Source organism: Glycocaulis alkaliphilus, assembly GCF_004000605.1.
Lineage (GTDB): Bacteria > Pseudomonadota > Alphaproteobacteria > Caulobacterales > Maricaulaceae > Glycocaulis > Glycocaulis alkaliphilus.
Genome location: NZ_CP018911.1, coordinates 2,294,947 through 2,315,180 on the forward strand (window position 1 = coordinate 2,294,947; position 20,234 = coordinate 2,315,180).

Genomic DNA, 20,234 nt, shown 5'->3' on the forward strand with positions numbered 1-20,234 from the left:
CAAACTGCACATCGCCAATCGTTAGCAGCTTCTTAATCGAAGCAGGCCTGTGTGGATCAGACCTATGCAATCCAGCCGGCAGGACGCGACCATGAGCATGCTTCTCGATCTTGATGCGGAACTCGCAAAAGGCGTTGAGGACATCATCAACCCGTCGCAGGAAGCGCGCACCACCGCCATACCCGGCCTGGACCTGGACGCCAGCCCCGCCGCCAAAGCCGATCCGAAAATCGCAGCCCGCCTGCGCCGCGCCATGTCGCTGGTCGACGAAGGCAAGGCTGCAGACGGCGCGCGCATCGTCCTGAAACTGCTGGACTCACACCCCGAACACCCGGTCGCCAACCAGGCGATGGGCATGGCGCTGGAGCATCTGGGCCGGCTGTCCAAGGCGCTGGAATTCTATGAGCGCTCGCTGCAGCGCGATCCGGCCAATCCCGAGATTTACAAAAGCCTTGGCGTGCTGGCCTCCAAGCTGGGACTGTTGCCGACCGCAGAAAAATTCATGCGTATCTATTTGCGCATGACCCCAAATGCGAAGGGCGGCGCGGTTCAGCTGGCCAGCATATTGCGCGACCAGTCAAAGTTCGAGGATGCGATCGAACTCCTGCGCCAGGCGATCTATGGCGATCCGGAAAATGCCGATCTGTGGAATGCGATGGGCACCACCGTGATGGAGAGCGGGGACGCCGCCGAGGCCATCACCTTCCACGCCGAAGCGCTCCGGCTCCGGCCGGGCTATGCCCGCGCCGCGCACAACCTTGCCCATGCGCTGGAACTGACCGGCGATGTTGAAGGCGCGCTGGAGCACTTCAAGACAGCCATCGACAATGCGGAAGCCGAGCCCGACCGGATCATTTCCACCCACGGCTATTCGCACACCTTGCTATCCGCGGGGCGGCTGGCGGAGGGCTGGGACCTCTACCGGGCGCGCCTGAACATGCACTACCGCTTTGCCACCAATTTCCTGATCCCCTCCCGTCCCTGGGATGGCGCTGATCCGGCAGAGCTGGACGGCAAGACGCTGGTGGTCATCGGGGAGCAGGGTATTGGCGATGAAGTGCTGTTTGCCAGCACCTTCCACGACGCGCAAAAGGCCGTCGGCCCGGAGGGCGAGCTGCGCATCGCGTGCGAGAAGCGGATGGTCCCGCTGCTGCAGCGTTCCTTCCCGAAAGCCATTGTCGAGCGCCACTACACGGTGGAGCGCGAAGGCCGCCAGCACCGCCACGCCCCGGACCTGTTCAAGGACGGCAAGGCCAATCTGTGGACCCCGGCCGGTAATCTCTGCCGCGCCTTCCGCTCCAGCACGGATGACTTCCCGGATGAGCCCGGCTTCCTGACCGCCGATCCGGCCCGCGTGGCTGCCTTCAGCAAACAGCTTGCGGCGCTGGGTAGCGGCCCCAAGGTGGGCGTGCTGTGGAAGTCATTGAAAATGAACGCCGCGCGCTCCAAACACTTTGCGCCGTTCGAGATGTGGAAGCCGATCCTGAAAACGCCCGGCGCCGTTTTCATCAACCTGCAATATGGCGATGTGGACGAGGAGCTGGCCGACGCCGAAGCGCGCTTCGGTGTGAAAATCCATCAGCCGCAAGACATTGATCTGAAGGATGATCTCGACGGCGTGGCGGCGCTAGGCAAGGCCTGCGATCTGGTGCTTGGCCCGATGAACGCTACCACAAACCTCACCGCCTCGGTGGGCGGGCAGGTCTGGTTCATCCGCCCGATTGCGGTAAGCTGGACGCTGCTGGGCCGCGACCAGATGCTCTGGTATCCCCAGACGCGCACCTTCACCGGCAACCGCTATCGCGACTGGGCAGGTGGCATGAAGAACATGGCGGAAGCCTTTGCGGGATTTGTGAAAGCGCACAAAGCTGAAGTGGCCTAGGCCAGCGCCCTGACCACCTCACCCAGCGCATCGCGCAGGAAGAACGCACCGGCCTGTCCGCGCCCCAGCACCAGAGTATCGGGGAAGAGCTCGGCAAGGCGCTCGCCATGGGCCTTCTGCTGGGCGGCAAGGCCGGGCGTCGGCAACGGAAAGCCCTGACGCACATGGGTAATCGCCTCTGCCAGCACACAGGTGCCAGGCGCGAGAACGCCCATGCGGGCCAGCTCGTCTGTGATCTGCGCTGACGGCGGAGCCTCGCTGTGGTGGGCGTTGAGGATCACCTCCACAGTCAGATGATATTGCCCGTCCCGCATCGGGCGGCCTTGCACATTCGGATAGAGCGTGACGCGGTAGCTGGCAAAGGCCGGATCATAATTGGTGATGTAAAACAGGTCCGTAGCAAACGCCCGGTCGACCACCACATGATAGAGCGCGAGACCGGAGGTCATCCTTGGCGGCGGCCCCGGCGGCAGCGCGCCAGCGGCCCGCAGCAACAAGGCGCCCGGCACACTCCAGACCAGCCTGTCTGCATCAAGCAGGGAGCCATCCGTCAGCGTCAGGCGTGCGCCGCCCGCCGTGCCCGGCTCCACCTTCTCGGCGGCGAGCCCGGTGCGGATGGTGACACCTTCTTCGCGGGCTATGGCCTCAAGCCTCTGTGCCCAAAGGCCAATTCCGCCCCGCGCCGGATAGCGGAACACGCGCGACGGGTCCGACGGCGCGCCCTCATCGCGTGAGTGGAAGGCGAGGCGCGCATCGTGAACCGGATCGGTTTTCAGCTCGCGGGTGCGTTCGGGGGTGAACATCACCAGCCGCGACAGGCCGTAAAGCGTGGCCACGCCTGGCGACAGTTCTTCCGGGGCAAGCCCTGTAATCTTTGTGAGCGCAGGCGCCAGCACATGGTCCAGCGCGGCTGCGCCGAACTTCGCTTTCAGATATTCATCAACCGTTTCAGCATGTTCGTCGCCGCCACCGGCTTCGAAATACCCTGCCTCCACCGCCTCGCGGGCACGGTCAGGCACCCATTGATGTCGAGAAACCCGGTTGCTTTCTGAAACCGCCCGGCGAAGAAGGAGCCAGACGGCAACTGGTTGAACTCAAGCCAGTTTTCACGCGGGGCCAGCGCGTCGTCATCGAGGCTCGCATCACCCAGGCGTGGTACGAAGCGTGTGCCATTGTCGAACTCGAAGCCGTCTATCACGGGGAGCGAGCGCATCAACCCGCCAAGCTCGCTCTCGCGCTCCAGCAGCGTGACGGCAAAGCCCTTGCGTTTCAGCAGGATGGCCGCCACCAGCCCGACCGGGCCGCCTCCGACAACGACTGCGCCGCTCATCGTCCTGTCTCCGTGAAATGCTTCTGGTATACGCCGCCATTCATGGCGGCCACCTCCGGGTGGGCGTCCAGAAAAGTGACGACATCATAAAGGCTTATCGCCAGCGGATCGCCGCCAATGCCCTTCAGCAGCGCCTCCATCATCGCCATGTCGGCCGGCTCATCGACCGTAATCCGGTAGTCTGGCCGCCTAAGCTCTTGCGGCGCCTCCATTTTTACCAGCCGGAAGCGGTCGGGGCGCGTATAGAGGAAGGGCGTCACGTGCTCGCGCTCGAAGGGTTCGGCGGCTTCGCGGGCCGCGATCTCCAGCGCGGCACGGGCGATGATTTCTGCGTTGATTCCGCGTGGATAACCGCCATCTGACCCGCAGGACAGATGGTCCGGGCGCTCAGTGGCGAACACGCCCAAGGCCTTGTCGATCAACGCAGAATCGATGAGCGGGCAGTCCGCCGTCACGCGGACAATCGTGTCGGCTCCGGTGAGATGAAGCGCCCCGGCAAAGCGGGATAAAACATCATCGCGAGAGCCGCGGGCGACGGGGATGGCGAGATCAGCGCAGAGATCGACGATCAGGTCGTCGGCCTCCTCCGCGCTGGTGGCGACGATAATGTCAGAGAGGGTTTCGCTGCGCTGGAGGCGCTCGATCACGAGCTGTAGCATCGGTCGATTACCCAATTCCATCAACACCTTGCCCGGAAGCCGCGAAGAGGTCATGCGCGCCTGGATGATCGCTGCAGCCTTCATGAGAGCCCCTCCAGACAGAGCGCCGCGACCCGGTCTGCGGCCCCGGCATCCACGATATTGAAGGCGCGCGCAGCACGGGCATTTATATCCGCCGGACTATCCAGCGCCGCAAGGATAGCCCGCGCCGCCGTTTCCGGTTCAGGATCAACGGCGAGCGCCAGCTTCTGCGCATCCAGCGCGAAGACGTAATCCGCCGTCGTGTCCCACGGCAGGCAGAAGGCCGGCCGGCCAAGCGCAAAAGCCTCATAAGTCGTACGCCCGCCCAGCGTCACCACGACATCGGCGCTGGCCATCGCACCGGCAAGCGACTTAGGTTGATCAATGATTTCAATGCTTTCACCGACCGATTCAAGCAGGTTCAGCCGCCTCTGCGCCTCCCACCCAGCCCCGATGAGCGCGGTCAGATGGAGGGATAGACCGGAATGGGAGGATAGACGATGAAGCGCCTCCACCAGCGGTTCGGTGAGCCTTCCGGGATCAGAACCACTCAAGGCAATCAATAGCTTGGCATGACTCCCCCCCAGCGGATAAGGGGCTGGCGGGCGCAAGGCCAGCACGTCAGGGCGGACCATGTGGAGATGGGCCCCCACCTCTATCCGCCGCGCCTTGGGCGGGCCGGACTCGGTCAGCACCGGATCATCAATTATCGCCAAGTCGCAGGGAAAATAGCCAATTCTGGAACTGGCGAGCAGCGCGATCCGCCCTGCCCCGGCGGCATAATATGCCTCGCTATCCGCCACCGAGAGATCGGGCCGGTCACAGATCAGCAGATCGCATGGTATCGCCGCTTTCAGGGCGGATAGGGCGGCCTGCCGGTCGGGGACAAGCTGGACCTGAGCCCCCTCCACTTCGATGAAGGTAGCCAGGGAAACCGGTGCTTCTGCAATGACTTGCACCTTCGCGCCGCGTTTCAGCAAAGCAGGGATAAGTGACTGGCAACGGGTGAGATGACCGATCCCGGCATCCCCGCCTCCCGCCGTCCAGATCAATACCCGCATCAGGCCTTCAGCGCCTCCCAGGTGAGGACAGAGCCCCGCTCAAGGTCTCGCGGCACGGCCATTCCGATAATCTTTTCAGCATCATAGGGGTCGATGCCGTGACCCGGACGTTTTGTTTCCAGGTGATCGGCCGTGATGACCTCGCCCGCCTTGAGGCCGCGCTTAAGTATCAGGGATCTAACGGAAACTTCGCGTTCACGCACCTCGGACGGCAGAATGCCGGTGCGTACACCGCCGATGGCCGCCTCCAGACGGCGGATTTCGCGGCAGAGATCGCTAAACTCCTGAGGTGATGAGGAAAACCAGTGGTCCGGCCCGTCCGCGTCCTGATCATAGGTGACGTGCCGCTCGATAATCTTTCCCCCCAATGCCACCGCACCCAGCGCAGCAGTGATACCCACGGTGTGGTCTGAAAAACCTATGACGGCGTCCGGAAACACCCCTTTGAAGGCGGGGATAGTAGCCAGGTTCACCTCTTCCATCGGCGCGGGGTACTGGGCGAGGCAGTGGAGCACCGCAAACGGCACGTTTGCCGCGCGCAGCGTGTCGACCGCGCGGACGGTTTCGGGCAGCAGCGATTTTCCGGTCGAGAGGATGACCGGCTTGCCGGTACGGGCCAGATGCTCGAGGAGGAATCTGTCACGCACATCCGAGGAGGCGACTTTCCACAAGGGCACGTCGAGACGCTGAAGAAAATCGACGCCATCAAGGCTGAACGGGGTGGAGAAGGGAATGACGTCCTTCGACTTTGCGTAGTCAAACAAGGATTTATGCGCCGCGCGCGGCAGGGCCAGCCGGTCAAACAGCCCGCCAATCGTCTCGGTGCGCTCGCGGCCCTCCCGCCCCCAGGTCAGCACCCGGTCCGGGTCAGCCACCAGCTCGGCGGCGCTATAGGTCTGAAATTTAACGGCATCTGCGCCCGCAGCCGCCGCCATATCGACCAGTTCGCGCGCGCGCTCCGGGTCGCCATCATGGTTTGCGCCAATCTCGGCGACGATAAAGCAGGGCGCGTCCCCGCCGACCGTGCGGCCCGCAACATTGAAACTCGCCGCCATCAGCCTGCCTCCGCCCAGAACACCGTCCAGACATGGCGTTCGGTTTCGTTTTGCTTCCAGAGCTCCACCCGCTCCGCGTTCGAGATGGCAAAGCCAGATGCTTTCAGCATCGCCTCGCCCGCCGCCCGGTCATGGAAGGAGTAGAGCGCGCCGGCATAGGGGCCAGCGCGGGCGTCCAGCAGATACGTGCCCCCGCCCTGAGGCGCGCCGAGCCCGGCAAACCAGCTTTCCGGGTGGCGGAACTTCACCCACAGCATGCCGCCGGGTTTGAGCAGTGCGCGGGCGCGTGCAAACCCGTCTGCCATGCCAGCTTCAGTATCGATGAAGGGGCTGTCCCAGACGATGAGGTCAAACGGCTCGGCCGGAGACAGCACGTCCTGAAACGCACCGGTCAGCACGCGCGCCTTCATGCCCGCAGCGGACAGGATCGCGCGGCAGTTATTGGCGGCGTCTTCGGAGATGTCGACGCCCAGCGTTTCAAAGCCCTGCCGCTCCAGCGCGAAGAGATTGCGGCCATTGCCGCAGCCAATCTCCACCGCGCGGCGCTTCGCGTTTCCGGCACGGTCTGAAAAGCGCGTGCCCAGGAAGCGCACCAGATTTTCGTCCGGCCAGCTCAAGACATGGGCCAGCGCCTCCGCCCCCCAGAAGGCGGCAACGCCGGTGCGCACTGCGCTTTCCTCCGCCATCATCTGCTCTCCACCGGCACAAGGGCCGCCAGCCGCCCGGCCATGCGCGTGCCCTCCAGCTCGTCTGCGGTCAGCATCACCATGAAGCCGCGCTGCAAGGCGCTGGCCCCGTCAATCAGGGGGCCAAGCAACGCGCCTTTTTCCAGCTCGCACTTGACCGCGATTCGCCCCGCCTCCGCGATCAGGGGTGCAAAGTCCGGCGTGGCGGCGACGCGCCCAGGCGGCACGGGCAGGAAGGAGAAGAAGGCGGGCCGCTGGAAGGTGAGCGGCGCCATCACCTGCCCCATCAGCACCAGCGAGATGAAGCTCTCCATCACGTTCTGGCCATGGCAGAGCGGGAGAAGCGCGGAATGGATGGCGTGGCCCGAAGGGCGCGGCGCGAGCTCAATGAGGCTCACCTGCCCCTCATCGCTGACCATCATGTCAGCATGGAAAAGCACGTTATCGCACTGAAGCGCGCCAAAGGCCTTCGCGGCGATGGCGGCCACTTGCGGGCTGACCGCTTCGCCTGCCGGGTTTTTGGCGAGATAGCTGATCGCCTGGCGGTGCGGCGCAGGGGTGAGCATTTTCCAGCGGATCGACAATAGCCGCACCTCGCCCCCAATGACCGCGCCATCGACGCCGATCTCCCGGCCCGTCAATGCTTCCTCGGCGAGCCAGTCAGTGCCGTCAAGCGCCACCGGCAATTCGCCCTCCCGCTCCACCAGCACCACGCCTCTACTGCCAGAGCCGGAGCGGGGTTTGACGATGAGCGGGAAGCCCAGAGTCTCCGCCGCCGCGCGCAAACCGCTCGCGTCACCAATGCTGATCTGGCGCGCCATCGGCACGCCCGCATCTGTGAAGGCCTCGCGCATGGCCTGCTTGTCATTGGCAAGGCGGGCGGCGTGTTCGGTGACGCCTTTGAGGCCCAGCGTGTCATTGACGATGCCGGCCGTGATGAGGGGCCTTGCGAGCGGGGCGGGCACGAGGAAATCAGGACGGAACCCGGCAGCGATCTTCAGCACGGCGTCCGCGTCCATCAGATCGACATGGGCAAAGCTGTCCGCTGCGCCCGCGCCTTCCGCATCGGAGCGGCCATCGAGCGCCAGCACCTCAGCGCCGAGCGCGCGGGCAATGGCGATCGGGTCTGCCTGTTCTCTCCCGGCCCCAATGGCGAGCGCGCGCATGATCCGTCCCTGCCGTCTTCCTGGTGCAACGCAAAAGAAAATGCCGTGCGGCACTCGCGATTTGCGTTTTCGCGTTCTAGTTTCTCACCTTAGGTTTGACAGTGAAACGCACCACTAAGGGGTTAACGATCATGCGCTTTGAAGGCACCAGCCAGTATGTCGCGACAGAGGAACTGGCCGCAGCGGTGAACGCGGCCGTCACGCTGGAGCGGCCCTTGCTGGTCAAGGGCGAGCCCGGCACCGGCAAGACAGAGCTGGCCCGCCAGATCGCGAGCGCCATGAACGCCCCGCTGCTGGAATGGCACATCAAGTCCACCACCAAGGCCCAGCAGGGGCTTTACGAGTATGACGCGGTGGCGCGCCTGCGCGACAGCCAGCTCGGCGATGGCAAGGTGCACGATGTCAGCAACTACATCCGCAAGGGGAAACTCTGGGAGGCCTTCACTCACGAGACGCGGCCGATCCTTCTGATCGACGAGATCGACAAGGCCGATATCGAGTTTCCGAACGACCTTTTGCAGGAGCTCGACCGGATGGAGTTCCATGTCTACGAGACCGGCGAAACGGTGAAGGCGGAGGTGCGCCCCATCGTCATCATCACTTCGAACAATGAGAAGGAATTGCCGGACGCCTTCCTGCGCCGCTGCTTCTTCCATTTCATCGCCTTCCCGGACGAGGAAACCATGCGCGCAATCGTGGAGGTACACTTCCCGGGCCTGAAAGGCCGCCTGCTCTCCGAAGCGCTGAAAAAATTCTACGAGGTGCGCTCCGTGCCGGGCCTGAAGAAGAAGCCCTCAACCTCGGAGCTTCTCGACTGGCTCAAACTCCTGCTGGTCGAGGACGTGGACCCGGAGCTGCTGCGCGAGAAGGATCCGCGCAAACTCATCCCGCCGCTCCATGGCGCCTTGCTGAAAAACGAGCAGGACGTGCAGCTCTTTGAAAAACTCGCCTTCATGGCAAGGCGGGATGCGGCGCAGTAGGGGGAAGTATGGGGGGCTGTGAGAATTGTACTTTAGTGGCTAACGCCGATGCGTGGGCCACCATTGTGAGCGCAGTCGTCGGAGCTATGGCTTTGGTGATAGCCGCGTGGATAGCAAAAGCGGGCATTTCCCAGGCAATACGACGGAAAGTGGCGCTCGACCGCGTAGATTTGGCTATCGAAGCGCTTAAGACATATATCAAGGCGCGAGAGGCAATTAAGCAGATTAGAACAGAAACTTACCACCCAAGCGCAGAAGAGCTGGACGATCTTGATACAAAGAGTTCGCTAGAAAGATACAAACACATCAACAGATTACGTATAAGTAAATACTCCAATTTATTTCAAGAATGCGAGAGAATACACATTCTTTTAGAAATATACTATGAAGATGTGGCGCATCAATATTATTATATATTAAAGGTTTGGGAGGATTTAAAACGATCAATACAGTACTATTCCGACCGCGCTGCCGGATCGCGTGACGCTTACACTACAGCCGCTCAAGAACTTTACGAGAAAACAATAAAAATCAAAAATAACGGTGAAGATGAAATAGAAAACACTATAAGAACAAACTACGATCATTTAAATAATATACTCAAAAAGCAAGTTATTGGAAAATCTCAAATTAAAATTTCTTTGCTGTTTTTTGATATTATTGTCTTAATGAGATAACCCCGTGCTTTCCCGCTTCGCCTCGCAATCGCGCCCCCCCACCACCACACCCATTTTGGAACCCATCTGCCCTGACGGGGTTAATAGGGTGAAGCGTCCGGTATCAAAGACCGGGCGTGACCCCCAATGCCTGAACCAAGGAGGCTCCCCATGGCGACGAGTGCCAGCAAGCGCGTAGAAGACATCCGCAAAGAGGGTGAAAAGACCCTGAAATCGGTCAGCCGGGCTGCCGAGAAGGAACTGGAAAGCGCTGCGAAGACCACGCGCCGTCAGGCCCGGAAAGTAGCGCGGCGCGCCGGGAAAATCGAGGACCAGGCCGTCGGCTACGTCAAGGACAACCCCTATACATCGCTCGGCGTCGCAGCCGGCGTCGGCATGCTCGCGGGCGCCCTGCTCGCCCGCCGCTAGGGCTTTACGCATGGCAAGATAGCGCGCTTGCGGGCAGCCCCCGCGAGCGCCTATCCTTGCCGCCATGTTCCATCGCTTCTTCACCGAACTGCGCGCCGCCAAGGTCCCCGTCTCGACACGGGAATACCTCACTTTGCTCGAAGCGCTGGAGAAGGGCGCGGTCTCGCCAGCGATTGACGATTTCTACGCGGTCTCCCGCGCAGCGCTGGTGAAGGACGAGCGCAATTTCGACAAGTTCGATCAGGTGTTCGGCCATGTCTTCAAGGGCGTGGAATTGCTGGGCGAGATGTTCAACGAGGCCGAAATCCCGCAAGACTGGCTGCGCAACGAGATGCGCCGTCATCTGACCGAAGAGGAAATGGCCGAGCTGGAGGCGATGGATTTCGACGAGCTGATGGACACGCTCAATCAGCGCCTCCAGGAGCAGACCGAGCGCCATGAGGGCGGCAATAAGTGGATTGGCACGGGCGGGACGAGCCCGTTCGGCCATTCGGGCTATAACCCAGCCGGCGTGCGCATCGGGGGCACGAGCCAGCAGAAAAAGGCCGCCAAGGTGTGGGAGGCGCGCCGCTACAAGGACTACGATTCCGACCGGGAGCTGGGCACCCGCAATCTGAAACTCGCTCTGCGGCGCCTGCGCAAATTTGCGCGCGAGGGCGCGGCCGAGGAGCTGGACCTTTCCGGCACGATCAACGCGACCGCCAAGCAGGGCTGGCTGGATGTGAAGATGCGCCCGGAGCGGCGTAACGCCATCAAGGTGCTGGTGTTTTTCGATGTGGGCGGGTCGATGGACCCCTATATCCAGCTGACCGAGCGGCTCTTCTCGGCGGCGAAATCCGTCTTCAAATCGCTCGATTATTTCTACTTCCACAACTGCATCTATGAGGGTGTGTGGAAGTCGAACCTGCGCCGCCAGTCCGAGACGATGGCGCTCTTTGATGTGCTGCACAAATACCCGCACGATTACAAGGTGGTGATCGTGGGCGATGCCTCGATGGCGCCCTACGAGATCACCCATCCGGGCGGCTCGGTGGAGCACTGGAATGGCGAGGCCGGCGCGGTCTGGCTCAAACGCCTGGTCGACACCTACCCCCACCTGATCTGGCTCAACCCGCAGCCCGACAAATGGTGGCCGCACACCTATTCCATCGAGCTGATCCGCCAGATCATCGGCCCGCAACGCATGTTCCCCCTCACGCTTGAAGGGCTTGATGGCGCGATGAAGGAACTGGCGAGAAGGTAGGGATGGTGGGGTTTCTCCCCCCGTTTACGGGGGGAGTGGCCTGAAAGGCCGAGGGGGGGATTCTTACAATGCTCCCCCCTCCGTCAGCTACGCTGACACCTCCCCCGCAAGCAGGGGAGGAAAGAGGCCGGCTCGGGGGCGGGGTCCCCGGCGCGCAGCGCCGCAAGCGCGAACGCGCGCCCGCGACTTTTCGCGGAACATCGCAGCCCGGATGGGCTGCGGAACTAAAAAGCCCCCTACCCCGCCATCGCATGATCACCCGCATGGGGCAGGGACAGCGCGCTTTCCACGCGGCGCACCCAGCCCTGCACGGCGGGAAAGTCTGCAAGGTCAAACCCGCCCTCATGCGCGACGCGGGTGTAGGCGACCAGCGCAATGTCAGCCAGGGTCAGCTGCTCAGCGACGAAATACTCGCGCGCCAGCAGGCGCATCTCCATCACGCCGAGCGCGCGGCGCCCCTTGCTGAGAAGGTCCGGGTCGAGATCGCTGGCGCGGCGGGCATGGAATCTGAGCTGGCTGCGGCGCACGGCGATATAGGGCTCGTGCGAGTATTGTTCCCAGAACAGCCATTCCATCATCTTGGCCCGGTCGAACGGGTCTTGCGGGATCAGGTCCGAGCCTTCGGCCATGTAGGTGAGGATCGCATTGGACTGGGCGAGCGTGCGGCCATCGCTGCGCTCCAGCAGCGGCACCTGGCCCGCCGGGTTCAGCGCGAGAAACTCATCGGTGCGGCTGGCGCCCTTGAAGATGTCGATCTCGATCCATTCAATATCCAGCCCCAGATGGCGCGCCGTCCACAGCGTCTTCAGGCAGTTGCCGCTTTCCTTGTGACCATAGAGTCTGAAGGCGTCCATTTGCCGCTCCCACATCCGCCAATCCATTGCCCGGCATGGTAGAAGCGCATATGCGATTCTGACAGCGCAATCGGGCACGGGGTGTATGAAGGCTTTCCAGCCGCGCCTTCGGGCCTGTATGACGGGGCCATGCCTGACAGGATGTTTGCGACATGACACTGCCCTTCGACGCCGATGATCTGAACCGCCGCACGCCGCCGCAGGACTGTGCCAGCATGACAGAGGTGCGTGACGGGGTGGACCGGCTGGACCGGGCGCTGATCGGACTGATCGCCGAGCGCACGCGCTATATGGACGCCGCTGCGCGCATCAAGCCGTCACGCGATGTCGTGCGCGATCAAGACCGGATCGAGGATGTGATTGCCAAGGTGAAGGCGGCGGCGCGGTCCGCTGGCGTGCCGGAGACCCTCGCCGAGCCGGTCTGGCGCGAGCTGGTAGAGCGCTCCATCCAGCATGAATTGCAGGTGTGGGACGCCACGCGCGAACCGCAGCGCAAACGCTCTTAGGACCTAGGCCGCGCGGCGTTCCAGCTCGGTATCAATGGCGCCCAGGGTTTCATCGGCCACGGTGCGGATAGCCTCCAGCGCAGCCGGATCATTCGCCCTGCTTTCCTGCGCAGCACACGCATCGCCCAGCGCCATCGCGCCCACGCCGCGTGCGGCGCCTTTTAGCGTGTGGAGCAGTCTTTGCCACAAGACCGCGTCATCGCCAGCGCGCGCCAACGCATCGAGCGTGGAGACGATCTGGCCACGCAAAAGCCCGTACAGCTCCACCTCCAGCGCCACATCCCCGCCGGTATAACGGTGGAGGTGTGTGCCATCGAGCAGCGTTGAGCCTGCGTCTGTCCGGCTTTCATCCAGCATGAGAGTTTGTTTCCCTGACTGGTGCGGATTGTGAGGGCCCGGCGTTAACACTTGGCTCACAAACACGCTTAACAAAGGAACAAACCGCACCTGATTTCCGTTGCCCTCTGGCAAGCTGCCCTTTGGAACCCTAGCTTGTCCGGTAGACACACCGCTGGCCGTGTGCATGTTTGCGCCCGGCGTATCCGTCCAGACACATCCCGGAGGAGACGCTCATCATGTTGTTGAATTTCACCGCCCGCACTGCCGCCCTGGCCCTTGCCAGTTTTGGCTTCGCTGGCGCTTCTGCCTGTGCAGAAAGCGCTGCCACCCACCAAGAGGAGACAGAATCCATGAGCGCCTTTTCCCTCCCCGGCCTGCCTTACGCCTATGACGCGCTGGAGCCGGTCATTGATGCCGAAACGATGGAGCTGCACCATTCGCGCCACCACCAGACCTATGTAAACGGGCTGAACAGCGCGCTGGAAGGCCGCTCCGACCTGCAGGGCACCTCGCTGGAAGACATTCTGGCCCGCGTGTCGGACCTGCCAAAAGCCTTCCGCAATCATGGCGGCGGTCACTGGAACCACACCTTCTTCTGGGAAAGCATGACCGCGCCGGCCGATAGCGGTGCGCCCAGCGGCGCACTGGCCGAAGCGATCAACGCAAAATTCGGCTCGCTCGACGAGATGAAAAGCCAGTTCAATTCCGCTGGCGCCGGCCAGTTTGGCTCTGGCTGGGCCTGGCTGATCGTCAATGGGAATGGCGAGCTGGAAATCACCGCCACACCGAACCAGGACAATCCGCTGATGGATGTTGCCGAGACACGCGGCACACCGATCCTTGGCAATGATGTCTGGGAGCACGCCTATTACGTCACCTACCGCAATCGCCGCGCCGACTATCTCGACGCCTGGTGGCAGGTGGTGAACTGGGATGTCGCGTCTGAGCGCTATGACGCGGCTGTGGCGGGGAACTAACCCCGTTCCACTTGCACGGATTGATGCAGCAAGCCCCGGACGGAAACGTCCGGGGCTTTTGTTTTGCTGGGGCTGACATAGCTAGCTGAAGCATCATATAGTTTTCTCATGCAAAGCAAGTTTGATAGATCTGTTTATGTTTTCGACTTATTTGGAGTCGTTATTTCATTTGACGACTCACTAGTGAGCAAACGCATCGCCCGGCGCTGCGAGGCGCCCGAAATCGCATTGCGGGAGCTGCAAGATGTAGTGTCGACACAGCAATTAATCACCGGAGCGATGTCGCTGAGTGAGCTGTATGAGGATATTCGCTCAAAGCACGGTTTAAATCAGGACTATGATGGCTTCCTGTCAGAATGGAAGAAGCCATACAGCGAACTCATGCCGGGAATAGATGGCCTCATAGACACACTAAGCAAATGCGCCAAACTGGTGTTGTTGTCGAACGTGGATGCGTACTATTGGCCAACGATTGAGGATCGCCATCCGATCATTAGCCGGTTCGATCACAAGGTTCTTTCCTTTGATTGCGGAATGGCGAAGCCGGACCCAGAGATCTACGCATACACCGAACGCGTAGCAGGTTTCCTGTCGGCAGACTGCCTGTTCCTGGACGACAAGATGGAAAACATTGAGGCCGCCGAGAAAAGAGGCTGGTCCGGGCACTGTTTCACCTCTGTTGCGGCGTTCATGAACGCTTCCGCCACTCCTTGAGGCTGTTTGCTTCAGCCGCCTCAATCGCCGCGAACATGGCCGCAAGCCGCTCATCATGTTCCTGCGTCCAGCGCTGTGTCTCGAACTGGCGGGCAAGGTCTTCCGCCGCCGCGCGGGCAAAGACGGTCTCGCCCGCCGCCAGGCCTGCTGATACCTTCTCTTCACAGAGATCGGTGGCCAGCGGCACGAACTCCAGCACCAATGGGCGCAACGTCTCCACCGCGCCCGCGTCGTCTCCGGCTGCGCGCTGGGCCAAGGCCGCATTGACACGCGCGAACACCGCGCTCATCCGGTACTCATAGCCCAGCTCGCCTTCCGGGCCTGACGGTCCGGTGCGCAACAGAGCCTCATCGAAATAATCGGCCAGCTGGTTGAAGCGCCTCTGCGCAAGGGCGTATTCGCCTTCGCGGTAAGCCTGATAGGCCTGCCCGGCGGTTATGCGGTAGCTGTGGCCATAGGCCATCCATTCCAGCGCCAGAAGCGTGTAGAGCGGCGGCGTCTCCAGCGGCCAGTCTTCTGGTGTTTCATTGTACCAAAGCGGCGCGGGTTCCGCTGCGCCCGCCAGGGGTGCTGAGACGCCGCTACAGGCCATCACGAGGACGATGAGGGCAAGGAGGCATATGCGCATGAGACGGCTCCAGCGGGGCGAAAACCGCCCTTTGCGGCCATGTCAGCAAACCTGCGCCAGTCCGCAACTGAAAAGGCTGGTCAGGCCCATATCAATGTCTCCTCCCGCTTGCGGGCGGGGTGAGAAGCGAAGCTTCGAACGCCCGAAGGGCCGAGGGGGGGGAATCTGAGGGAAAAAGCTCCCCCCTCCGTCTGGCAAGCCAGACACCTCCCCCGTAAACGGGGGAGGACATCGTTCTAGCCCGCCCTAATCGCTAGCGGTGAGTAACATCGTGCTCCATCAGCATGCGGATATAGCGTGTAAAGGGGATGCCTCGCGATTTCGCCTTCTCGCGCACGGCGTCCAGCAATGACTGCGGAACGCGCAGATTCACCTGTGCGCTTTTTTTGGCGAACTCGAAGGATGCAGGCTTGAATCCGGACAGATCAAACTCCGTCAGATCAGCCTGATCGACAAAGCGCTCCGCCTCTTCGTCAGACTTGAATGACGGGAAGGTCTTAAGTGTCTTTTTGGCGCTCATAATGATCGACCTCCTTGCGATGCATGTAGCGGGCGCTGATCGGGCGGATCAGGGTGTTTCCCCTCCTCGTCCGGAACGTGAAGACGATGAACAGGTATCGACCGTCGGCATTGCGGCCTATCGCGTTCAACCGCTCTTCCACGGCCACACTCCGATCCGGAAAGACAGCCGGATCGTGCATCAGCGCATGCTCAATCTCTGACCGGGAGACACCGTGCTTGCCACACTTGGGCCAGTTCCCATCGTCCCAGTCGAACCCGGCTACGGACGCGACCATGATGCACTATATACCAATGTATATACAAATGCCAAGCCAGCAACGGGGGCTTGGTGTCCAATCGGGCCGCTGTCAGTGCGCCTGATTCACCCCGCCCGGCGCGCCTCGGCGCCGCCTTCAGACAGCACGTCTTCGCGCACGGGGCGCGGCGCGCCGAAGAGATGGCCCTGACCATAGGCGATGTCGAGATCGAGGATTTCGACCACCATCGCCTCGGTCTCGATCTTCTCCGCGATAATGTCGACGCCATAACGGGCAAAGAGGCTCGCTATGTCTTCGGGCGCAATCGTGCCGGGCTCGCGGCCCGCCACCGGCATGTGGCCGCCTGCCATCTCGATCAGGCGCACGCCCTCCACCTTGGCAAAGCGCACGCCCGCGCGCTGCAGCTCGGCCAGATCCAGATTGAGATTGCTGACCTGATCGATGGAGAAGCGGAAGCCGTAATCGGCGAGCCTTGCCATGTGGCGCGCGGCCACCGAGGAACGCCCGTCAAAAGCCGCCTGCGGCATCTCGAAGATCAGCGAAGTGGCGAGATCGGAATTGCGGCGCAGGAAATCCAGGAAGGGCGGGAAAAACTCCTCATCGGTCAGCGAGCGCACCGAGATATTGCAGAAAATCCCCACGCGCCGGTCCGACTTGGTCAGCTTGCGCACGATCTGCACGCAGCGCAGCAGAAGGAGATTGTCCACCTCGGCGATGAGGCCATGCTCCTCAGCGGCTTTGAGGAAGCCCGCGGGCGTGACCACATTGCCCTTGGCATCGCGCAGCCGGGTGAAGCCCTCATAAAAATACGTGCGCCGCTGGGGCAGGCCGACAACCGGCTGCAGGTAAAGATCGACCCGGTTGGCGTCGAGCGCATCGCGGATCAGCTCCACGCGCGCTGAGCTGGACACGTTCGCCGCCGGGCCGGCGCCCGCCATTTCCAGCTTTTGCAGAATCTCGTTGAGCAGCTCATCGCCCGGCCCCTCATCGCGCGCCGGCACGGCTGAGCGCGCATAGGTAGCAGGCGTAATCTGGGCTGACGGGCGGGCAGGCTGCGTGGCGAGCTGCGTTTCCACCTCTTCGATGCGCGCGCTGGCCAGCTCCAGCTCCTCGATCAGGGAGAGGTTCGCCGCACGCAGCTCATGCAGTGCCTTCTCGGTCGCCCGGCGCTCCTCGGCGCGCGCGGCTGCGGCATGCGCCTGTCCGGCGATCAGGAACACGACCGCGCCCATCACCCAGGCAAGCCCTGAGCTCATCAGGCCAAACCGCTCGAACGCCAGCGCCGCCACGATGGCAAGCATCGCGTAGGTGATGACGACGAGCATGTCTGTCGTGCGCGGTATGATGGCGAGGCCTCCGTTACGTCCCCGTCAGGCGCGAATCGCACCTGTGCAAGCGCAGTCTATGCTGTACCGGGCCATCCTGTCAGACCTCTTTCCAGTCCGGGAGCTAATCAACCAGGGTAATTTCCAGCTCTCTCAATGCATCGTCCAGACGCTCTGCACGGTCCAGATTGATCGCATGCGAGGCCCAAAGGGCCGACTTCACGGCACGGTCATAGACGGCGATGCAGTCAACCCCGCTGATGCGCGATCTGTACAACAGCCCTTGCACGGAGGGAATCGCATGCAAGGCGGCGCTGAACTGCTGCGCCAAAGTCTGGTTTCTCGCTGCCGCAATATCCGTGTTCACATTCAGCACCTGCAGGGCAAGACCGCGAACGTCGAGGACGGGCAAGGCTCGGCGGACAGCAATCTCGCTGACAACCCAGCGATCAAGCTCGCTCTCTGCCAGATCGCGTGAGACACCGCCTTCAAACCTGTCCCGGATCACCGCTTCAGCAATCGCGGTTTCAAGATCGAGCCCCGCATAAAGCACCTTGAAACTGCGATTGCCCGGCGGCGGAGAAAAACGGGAAAGACCGTGGCCGGTTCCCAAGGGGTCGTCGCGGTGCCGCCGTTTGAATACGCGCAACCAGCGGTTACCGGTGTCAAGACCTGATAGGTCCACCGTGAACCGGCTGACCCTGTTGTGGTTCAGGTTCACGACCGTCAACCCAGGCTGTACTCGGCGGCCCGCACGACCGCTTCGCGGTTACCATCCTTCAGCGCCTCCAGAGGCGCGCGGTGTGCAAAGGCATGGTGGGGGGTCAGCAGCCACCGCCAAGCCACCTTTGGATCGCCATCAGCAAAATCCAGCACCTCGCGTATTCCGTCGAGCGGCGCGTTGTCAGCGAACTGGCTGACCGGGTAGACGTGGGCCCTCCGTCCGCGGGGAAAGGCAATCACCAGCCCGTCCCGCCGCCAGTTGTTCAGGGTGGTGCGCGATATTTCGAAGCGCGCGGCCAGCTCGGACGGCCCCACGCAGATACCTGCCCAAGATTCCAGAGACATCGGCAATGCCATCTGTTTGCGGCGTGCATCCGCGTCTGCACGGCTTAACGGGCGTCCAAGCTCCGATCCTGACGGTATGTGCGGTTGCGGCCCGCTGAATTCATCCGGCGCTACACCCACCTGATGCTCATCCAGCCAGCGAAGGATCACATCATGGAGGGCTCTCAACGCTGCCGGCCGGTGCTTTTGCGGGACCAGCACCACACCCTTGATCAGGGCCGAAACGTCATTTTGAACCTGAGAGGTAATATGCGCCACTTCCGGCTCTGCGATTTCCTGGCCGACGCGCCGAGCAAACGCCTGCAGCGACTCTTCATCAAGGCGTATTACAGCCTCAGAAACGTCAGCACGGGTGTCAAAATCAGCCATAAGACTATCCTCCTGACCGATACAGATAGCGCATATTGTACAGTTTGTCCATATTGTGCAGTTTGAGCGATTTGCAGGTCACGAAAAAGGGCTGCCCATAAACCTGAATTCCCGGAAGCGCGCAGCGCTGTCCGGGACCTTGTGCAGAATAGTTTTGAGACAGGCCCCGGATCGCTGCGCGTCCGGGGGTTCATTTCCGGGGCGGCCACGCAAAAGGGGCAGGCCTTTCAGCCTGCCCCTTCCACAGATCACAGCACCTGCAAACCTAGCTGGTGGTGTGCGGCGCGATCTTGATCTCGACGCGGCGGTTCAGAGCGCGGCCCGCATCGGTGGCGTTGGAGGCAACCGGATAATCCGGGCCAGCGCCAGTGATGAAGAAGCGGCGGCCATCAACGCCGACCTGCTGCAGATAGCCGGCAACGGCCTGCGCACGCTGCGCCGACAGGCGCATGTTCAGCTCACGCCCGCCGGTGGAGTCGGTATGGCCGATCACGTCGACATAGGTCGCCGGATAGGTCTGCAGAACGTCGGCCACATCGTTGAGGATGGGGAAGAAGTTCGGCTCGATATTCGACTGGCCGGTAGCGAAGGTCACATTGCCCGGCATGACCAGATAGAGGTCCTGGCCTTCGCGGCGCACGGTCACGCCGGACCCGCGCAGACGCTCGCGCATCTCGCGCTCCTGACGGTCCATGTAATTGCCGACAGCGCCGCCCGCGAGAGCGCCAATGCCCGCGCCGATGAGCGCGTTGCGGCGGTCATCGCCACCCGCAAGCGTACCAAGCGCTGCGCCAGCCAGCGCGCCGCCAAGGACGCCCGTGCCGGTGCGGTTCTGGGTGACATTGCCGTACTGGTCGGTGGTGGTGCAGGCCGCCGCCATGGTCAACGCCATGCCGGCAACAGTAAGAGAACGAAAGATCATGGCTATCAAGCTCCATGGTGACGTTAAAAAGTTAGGCCCCGAAGACTAGCGCGTCCGGCCGCCTCTGGCCACGAAACTTACATGACAGAGAGATGAACGCAGCTTGAACAAGCCGGGTAAACGCATGAGTGCGAAAAAGGCTCCCGGCAATCGCACCCGCCCCTTGACGCTAACCGGCCCCCTGCTTATCTCCGGCCTGCTGGCAGCCGGGAGCATCGAGTGCTAACGGGACTGAGCCAGAACTCATTTGTTTGCGGGCGCCAACTGCCTGCGCCCAGAAAATGGAGACGTGACGCGATGACTTTTCGTCCTCTGCATGACCGCGTGCTCGTGAAGCGCGTCGAGGAAGAATCCAAGACCAAGGGCGGGATCATCATTCCCGACACGGCCAAGGAAAAGCCCCAGGAAGGCGAAGTGATCGCCGCTGGCAGCGGCACCATCAAGGATGATGGCACCGTGCGCCCGCTGGACGTGAAAGCCGGTGACCGCATCCTGTTCGGCAAATGGTCGGGCACCGAAGTCACGGTTGACGGCCAGGAACTCCTCATCATGAAGGAATCCGACATCCTCGGGATCGTCGGCTAG

The 20,234-nt window shown here is 62.1% G+C and carries 25 protein-coding genes; 9 read left to right on the forward strand and 16 right to left on the reverse strand.

Going from position 1 to position 20,234, the window contains the following annotated elements; genetic code table 11:
- The first annotated feature begins 91 nt into the window (after positions 1 to 91).
- Positions 92 to 1,882 carry a tetratricopeptide repeat protein gene (locus X907_RS10885; protein WP_170175538.1) on the forward strand — a complete coding sequence of 597 codons (1,791 nt, stop codon included), beginning with the start codon at positions 92 to 94 and terminating at the stop codon, positions 1,880 to 1,882.
- Here the strand turns inward: X907_RS10885 and X907_RS10890 are convergent.
- From X907_RS10890 to X907_RS10920, 7 genes are read right to left on the reverse strand one after another with little or no spacing between them, the layout of a single operon-like run.
- Positions 1,879 to 2,901, reverse strand: coding sequence for a phytoene desaturase family protein (locus tag X907_RS10890; protein WP_127567900.1), 1,023 nt, complete (start codon positions 2,899 to 2,901; stop codon positions 1,879 to 1,881). The two genes, X907_RS10885 and X907_RS10890, sit on opposite strands and share 4 nt — an antisense overlap.
- Complete coding sequence (locus X907_RS10895; protein WP_127567902.1) at positions 2,811 to 3,212, reverse strand: NAD(P)-binding protein; 402 nt, start codon at positions 3,210 to 3,212, stop codon at positions 2,811 to 2,813. The genes X907_RS10890 and X907_RS10895 overlap by 91 nt, the downstream gene beginning before the upstream one ends.
- The gene (locus X907_RS10900) at positions 3,209 to 3,955 is read right to left on the reverse strand and encodes a cytidylyltransferase domain-containing protein (RefSeq protein WP_127567904.1); all 747 of its coding nucleotides are present in this window, start codon (positions 3,953 to 3,955) and stop codon (positions 3,209 to 3,211) included. The genes X907_RS10895 and X907_RS10900 overlap by 4 nt, the downstream gene beginning before the upstream one ends.
- Positions 3,952 to 4,953, reverse strand: a complete 1,002-nt coding sequence (locus X907_RS10905) for a glycosyltransferase (RefSeq protein WP_127567906.1) — start codon at positions 4,951 to 4,953, stop codon at positions 3,952 to 3,954. Before X907_RS10905 ends, X907_RS10900 begins: the two co-directional genes overlap by 4 nt.
- Positions 4,953 to 6,008 carry an N-acetylneuraminate synthase family protein gene (locus tag X907_RS10910; protein WP_127567908.1) on the reverse strand — a complete coding sequence of 352 codons (1,056 nt, stop codon included), beginning with the start codon at positions 6,006 to 6,008 and terminating at the stop codon, positions 4,953 to 4,955. The genes X907_RS10905 and X907_RS10910 overlap by 1 nt, the downstream gene beginning before the upstream one ends.
- On the reverse strand, positions 6,008 to 6,697 hold the full coding sequence (locus X907_RS10915) for a class I SAM-dependent methyltransferase (protein WP_127567910.1): 690 nt from the start codon (positions 6,695 to 6,697) through the stop codon (positions 6,008 to 6,010). Before X907_RS10915 ends, X907_RS10910 begins: the two co-directional genes overlap by 1 nt.
- Complete coding sequence (locus tag X907_RS10920; RefSeq protein WP_127567912.1) at positions 6,694 to 7,860, reverse strand: ATP-grasp domain-containing protein; 1,167 nt, start codon at positions 7,858 to 7,860, stop codon at positions 6,694 to 6,696. The genes X907_RS10915 and X907_RS10920 overlap by 4 nt, the downstream gene beginning before the upstream one ends.
- Before the next feature lie 131 nt (positions 7,861 to 7,991).
- Between X907_RS10920 and X907_RS10925 the strand changes: the two genes are divergently transcribed.
- The 4 genes from X907_RS10925 to X907_RS10940 all read left to right on the forward strand — a co-directional run bounded on the left by X907_RS10925 (position 7,992) and on the right by X907_RS10940 (position 11,168).
- On the forward strand, positions 7,992 to 8,840 hold the full coding sequence (locus X907_RS10925; RefSeq protein ID WP_127567914.1) for an AAA family ATPase: 849 nt from the start codon (positions 7,992 to 7,994) through the stop codon (positions 8,838 to 8,840).
- Between the two features lie 35 nt (positions 8,841 to 8,875).
- Complete coding sequence (locus tag X907_RS10930) at positions 8,876 to 9,517, forward strand: hypothetical protein (RefSeq protein WP_127567916.1); 642 nt, start codon at positions 8,876 to 8,878, stop codon at positions 9,515 to 9,517.
- A 150-nt stretch (positions 9,518 to 9,667) separates the two neighbouring features.
- On the forward strand, positions 9,668 to 9,925 hold the full coding sequence (locus X907_RS10935) for an ElaB/YgaM/YqjD family protein (protein WP_170175539.1): 258 nt from the start codon (positions 9,668 to 9,670) through the stop codon (positions 9,923 to 9,925).
- Between the two features lie 64 nt (positions 9,926 to 9,989).
- On the forward strand, positions 9,990 to 11,168 hold the full coding sequence (locus X907_RS10940) for a vWA domain-containing protein (protein WP_127567921.1): 1,179 nt from the start codon (positions 9,990 to 9,992) through the stop codon (positions 11,166 to 11,168).
- A gap of 236 nt (positions 11,169 to 11,404) precedes the next feature.
- Here X907_RS10940 and X907_RS10945 read toward each other — a convergent pair whose 3' ends face one another.
- Positions 11,405 to 12,022 (reverse strand): glutathione S-transferase family protein, encoded by a 618-nt coding sequence (locus tag X907_RS10945; RefSeq protein ID WP_233352319.1) that lies wholly within the window; start codon positions 12,020 to 12,022, stop codon positions 11,405 to 11,407.
- A 152-nt stretch (positions 12,023 to 12,174) separates the two neighbouring features.
- Here X907_RS10945 and X907_RS10950 point away from each other — a divergent pair, with 152 nt between their 5' ends.
- The gene (locus X907_RS10950; protein WP_127567924.1) at positions 12,175 to 12,528 is read left to right on the forward strand and encodes a chorismate mutase; all 354 of its coding nucleotides are present in this window, start codon (positions 12,175 to 12,177) and stop codon (positions 12,526 to 12,528) included.
- 3 nt (positions 12,529 to 12,531) lie between these two features.
- Here the strand turns inward: X907_RS10950 and X907_RS10955 are convergent, their stop codons facing one another.
- Positions 12,532 to 12,885, reverse strand: a complete 354-nt coding sequence (locus tag X907_RS10955) for an Hpt domain-containing protein (protein WP_170175540.1) — start codon at positions 12,883 to 12,885, stop codon at positions 12,532 to 12,534.
- A 332-nt stretch (positions 12,886 to 13,217) separates the two neighbouring features.
- On the opposite strand from X907_RS10955, the gene X907_RS10960 reads away from it, so the two are divergent.
- Together X907_RS10960 and X907_RS10965 are read left to right on the forward strand one after the other, a co-directional pair.
- Positions 13,218 to 13,844 (forward strand): superoxide dismutase, encoded by a 627-nt coding sequence (locus tag X907_RS10960; protein ID WP_127567928.1) that lies wholly within the window; start codon positions 13,218 to 13,220, stop codon positions 13,842 to 13,844.
- 108 nt (positions 13,845 to 13,952) lie between these two features.
- Positions 13,953 to 14,558: an HAD-IA family hydrolase gene (locus X907_RS10965; RefSeq protein WP_127567930.1), complete on the forward strand. Its 606-nt coding sequence runs from the start codon at positions 13,953 to 13,955 to the stop codon at positions 14,556 to 14,558.
- On the opposite strand, the gene X907_RS10970 is transcribed toward X907_RS10965, so the two are convergent.
- The 7 genes from X907_RS10970 to X907_RS11000 form a co-directional block, all read right to left on the reverse strand.
- Positions 14,533 to 15,186, reverse strand: a complete 654-nt coding sequence (locus X907_RS10970; protein ID WP_127567932.1) for a hypothetical protein — start codon at positions 15,184 to 15,186, stop codon at positions 14,533 to 14,535. The genes X907_RS10965 and X907_RS10970 overlap by 26 nt on opposite strands.
- 253 nt (positions 15,187 to 15,439) lie before the next feature.
- A complete protein-coding gene (locus tag X907_RS10975) occupies positions 15,440 to 15,706 on the reverse strand; it encodes a CopG family antitoxin (RefSeq protein ID WP_127567934.1) in 267 nt (88 codons plus the stop codon).
- Complete coding sequence (locus X907_RS14790; protein WP_127567936.1) at positions 15,684 to 15,983, reverse strand: BrnT family toxin; 300 nt, start codon at positions 15,981 to 15,983, stop codon at positions 15,684 to 15,686. The genes X907_RS10975 and X907_RS14790 overlap by 23 nt, the downstream gene beginning before the upstream one ends.
- Positions 15,984 to 16,069: 86 nt before the next feature.
- A complete protein-coding gene (locus X907_RS10985) occupies positions 16,070 to 17,290 on the reverse strand; it encodes an EAL domain-containing protein (protein WP_233352322.1) in 1,221 nt (406 codons plus the stop codon).
- A 124-nt stretch (positions 17,291 to 17,414) separates the two neighbouring features.
- On the reverse strand, positions 17,415 to 18,011 hold the full coding sequence (locus X907_RS10990; RefSeq protein ID WP_335808304.1) for an RES family NAD+ phosphorylase: 597 nt from the start codon (positions 18,009 to 18,011) through the stop codon (positions 17,415 to 17,417).
- 5 nt (positions 18,012 to 18,016) lie between these two features.
- Positions 18,017 to 18,727: an antitoxin Xre/MbcA/ParS-like domain-containing protein gene (locus X907_RS10995; protein WP_127567942.1), complete on the reverse strand. Its 711-nt coding sequence runs from the start codon at positions 18,725 to 18,727 to the stop codon at positions 18,017 to 18,019.
- A gap of 265 nt (positions 18,728 to 18,992) precedes the next feature.
- On the reverse strand, positions 18,993 to 19,649 hold the full coding sequence (locus X907_RS11000; RefSeq protein WP_127567944.1) for a YiaD family glycine zipper/OmpA-like lipoprotein: 657 nt from the start codon (positions 19,647 to 19,649) through the stop codon (positions 18,993 to 18,995).
- A gap of 297 nt (positions 19,650 to 19,946) precedes the next feature.
- Between X907_RS11000 and groES the strand changes: the two genes are divergently transcribed.
- Complete coding sequence (gene groES / locus X907_RS11005; RefSeq protein ID WP_127567946.1) at positions 19,947 to 20,234, forward strand: co-chaperone GroES; 288 nt, start codon at positions 19,947 to 19,949, stop codon at positions 20,232 to 20,234.

Coding starts and splice junctions, on each gene's coding strand:
- X907_RS10885 (WP_170175538.1), top strand. CDS start 92: ATGAGCATGCTTCTCGATCTTGATGCGGAACTCGCAAAAGGCGTTGAG.
- X907_RS10895 (WP_127567902.1), bottom strand. CDS start 3,212: ATGAGCGGCGCAGTCGTTGTCGGAGGCGGCCCGGTCGGGCTGGTGGCG.
- X907_RS10900 (WP_127567904.1), bottom strand. CDS start 3,955: ATGAAGGCTGCAGCGATCATCCAGGCGCGCATGACCTCTTCGCGGCTT.
- X907_RS10905 (WP_127567906.1), bottom strand. CDS start 4,953: ATGCGGGTATTGATCTGGACGGCGGGAGGCGGGGATGCCGGGATCGGT.
- X907_RS10910 (WP_127567908.1), bottom strand. CDS start 6,008: ATGGCGGCGAGTTTCAATGTTGCGGGCCGCACGGTCGGCGGGGACGCG.
- X907_RS10915 (WP_127567910.1), bottom strand. CDS start 6,697: ATGATGGCGGAGGAAAGCGCAGTGCGCACCGGCGTTGCCGCCTTCTGG.
- X907_RS10920 (WP_127567912.1), bottom strand. CDS start 7,860: ATGCGCGCGCTCGCCATTGGGGCCGGGAGAGAACAGGCAGACCCGATC.
- X907_RS10925 (WP_127567914.1), top strand. CDS start 7,992: ATGCGCTTTGAAGGCACCAGCCAGTATGTCGCGACAGAGGAACTGGCC.
- X907_RS10935 (WP_170175539.1), top strand. CDS start 9,668: ATGGCGACGAGTGCCAGCAAGCGCGTAGAAGACATCCGCAAAGAGGGT.
- X907_RS10940 (WP_127567921.1), top strand. CDS start 9,990: ATGTTCCATCGCTTCTTCACCGAACTGCGCGCCGCCAAGGTCCCCGTC.
- X907_RS10945 (WP_233352319.1), bottom strand. CDS start 12,022: ATGGACGCCTTCAGACTCTATGGTCACAAGGAAAGCGGCAACTGCCTG.
- X907_RS10950 (WP_127567924.1), top strand. CDS start 12,175: ATGACACTGCCCTTCGACGCCGATGATCTGAACCGCCGCACGCCGCCG.
- X907_RS10955 (WP_170175540.1), bottom strand. CDS start 12,885: ATGCTGGATGAAAGCCGGACAGACGCAGGCTCAACGCTGCTCGATGGC.
- X907_RS10960 (WP_127567928.1), top strand. CDS start 13,218: ATGAGCGCCTTTTCCCTCCCCGGCCTGCCTTACGCCTATGACGCGCTG.
- X907_RS10965 (WP_127567930.1), top strand. CDS start 13,953: ATGCAAAGCAAGTTTGATAGATCTGTTTATGTTTTCGACTTATTTGGA.
- X907_RS10970 (WP_127567932.1), bottom strand. CDS start 15,186: ATGCGCATATGCCTCCTTGCCCTCATCGTCCTCGTGATGGCCTGTAGC.
- X907_RS10975 (WP_127567934.1), bottom strand. CDS start 15,706: ATGAGCGCCAAAAAGACACTTAAGACCTTCCCGTCATTCAAGTCTGAC.
- X907_RS14790 (WP_127567936.1), bottom strand. CDS start 15,983: ATGGTCGCGTCCGTAGCCGGGTTCGACTGGGACGATGGGAACTGGCCC.
- X907_RS10985 (WP_233352322.1), bottom strand. CDS start 17,290: ATGCTCGTCGTCATCACCTACGCGATGCTTGCCATCGTGGCGGCGCTG.
- X907_RS10995 (WP_127567942.1), bottom strand. CDS start 18,727: ATGGCTGATTTTGACACCCGTGCTGACGTTTCTGAGGCTGTAATACGC.
- X907_RS11000 (WP_127567944.1), bottom strand. CDS start 19,649: ATGATCTTTCGTTCTCTTACTGTTGCCGGCATGGCGTTGACCATGGCG.
- groES (WP_127567946.1), top strand. CDS start 19,947: ATGACTTTTCGTCCTCTGCATGACCGCGTGCTCGTGAAGCGCGTCGAG.